Source organism: Cryobacterium sp. Hb1, assembly GCF_004403585.1.
Classification (GTDB): Bacteria; Actinomycetota; Actinomycetes; order Actinomycetales; family Microbacteriaceae; genus Cryobacterium; species Cryobacterium lyxosi.
The window spans coordinates 1-1,884 of the sequence record NZ_SOHI01000022.1 but is presented as its reverse complement, the minus strand read 5'-3'; the positions used below and the strand labels follow the sequence as shown (position 1 = coordinate 1,884).

Annotated in this window: 1 protein-coding gene; it reads left to right on the top strand. The window is 59.2% G+C overall.

Annotation, left to right across the window (positions count from 1 at the left end):
* Window positions 1-501: 501 nt before the first annotated feature.
* Window positions 502-1,329, top strand: a complete 828-nt coding sequence (locus E3T38_RS06925) for a GIY-YIG nuclease family protein (protein ID WP_134547393.1) — start codon at window positions 502-504, stop codon at window positions 1,327-1,329.
* The last annotated feature ends 555 nt before the right edge of the window (window positions 1,330-1,884 follow it).

The following is a 1,884-nucleotide window of genomic DNA, read 5'->3' as shown; positions in this document are numbered from 1 at the left end:
CAAATCAGCCCCGTCGACTTCGAACTGCAATACTCGTTAAAGACCGCGGAAGTTCAACTCGCCGCTTAACCCGTGTCCACTAACCGGGGGCAAGGCCAGAGCCGGCGAAGGTGATGCAGCGGTTGGCGCCTCCACCGTAGGGGTTTTAGAAGAGAAACCCCTACGGGAACCACCAATGAGATGGATCGAAGATTGTGGCTACGACCAAATCCACGAGCTATCCATCCGCTCGCTTGTCGACGCTAAAGCGAGCAGGCGCTGTGACTATTTCGGGCCCAAAGATGCTCACCGCGCAGAAGCATTCTTGCCGGCGCTGTACTGCTGCGCCCGAGTTTGCCGCGTTGTCGCGTGACCGCGTGATGGCCGCTTGAGAGTACCTTCACGCGACCAACATGGCACCCGCATCAGCCCGCAGTACGAAGGTTTTGGCGCAGGCGGGCTGGCCGTCAATCGGAGGCCAGCCTCATGTGCCCCTGCGTCTGGCGGCATTAGCCTCTTATTATGGATCCGATCTTGCTCGCAACGCTGCTACCGCCAGACTTCGATCCGGTCCAGTGCAAGCTTCACTGCGCGGTCTACAACGGTGAGGCATTTCCGATCGACGTCCTCGGTAACGATTCTGATGAATGGCAACGGTGGAACTCGTGGCGCAATGTCAACGACGATTTCAATCGACAGTTCATTTTCTCGTTCGCGCAGGACCGACATGACCCAACGCTCTGGCTGTTTGGTGGGATCTGGGAAGTCGTGGGGCGCCGTCCCGATCCGCGGCAACACTCCTACGACGTCGTTCTTCGAGAGGACCTCATGGGTCCGTTCATCAAGAGGCTTTATGTACGTTTGGCACTCACTGGCCGCAACCGACGCCGGAACATGGAGGCGTGTCTAAACGACATGACCGTTTCGATGATTACTGAGGAGCCATTCGACGGTGATCCGTTCCCGGGGCACGACCGCATCAATCACTCGCTAGCCGAGATCCAGACGATAGTGAAGCAAGGGCGACCTGACTGGCGGATCGCCTTGGAGCAGATGAAGGGCGTCTACGTCATCCACGACGAAGCAACGGGCGAGCCCTACGTTGGCTCGGCGTATGGCGACACAGGGATCTGGCAACGCTGGTCCCACTACGCCCGCACGCTCCATGGTGACAACGTCGGCTTGAAGGTCCACCTCGCCACGAAGGGCGAAGACTACTTCCGAAAGACGATGCGGTTCGCTCTGCTGGAGTTTTGGTCGATGCGAACCGACGACCAGCACGTAATCGACCGCGAGACCTATTGGAAGGGAGTCCTGATCTCCAGGTCGCTAGGCCACAACAGGAACTAGGACTTTCGCGACTTTGAGTCGACGCAAGGATCGCGACGTAGTCGTCGAGTTGCAATCGATGCTGCTCAACCATCACTGCATGCGAGTGTCCTCCCGGATTGTCATAGGACAGAGCCTGGTTGGCACTATGGCGGAGTGACTGTCAGGCCAGTACGGAGGCCAGGCGTGCAGCCACGGAAATGAATCAACTTCTTGCGGAAGGCAAGGCGTAGGCGGCGCGTCTGTCAGCCGTTGAACGCCGGCAGTACTTTCCCGACGTATCCACTGTGTGACCGCACGGAAGCCGGTGCGCTTGCGGACGCCTGATGACTGCTCGCCTACTGAGCTGACCGTATTCCCGGGCGAACGCCTCCCGACGAAGCTTCCCGTCTCGTTGCGGGTAGCGGGAGGCGTCGCGCCACTGCTAGGTTGCGTTCGTGGAAGCACCTGACTCGATCCCCGCAGTCGCCGAGCCCACGTGGCCTTGCCCCCGTTGAGTGGACACCTCACAAGAGAGAATGTTCACATGGGAAAGACACGCCGGGAGTTCACTCCTGAGTACAAAGACGAGGCCGT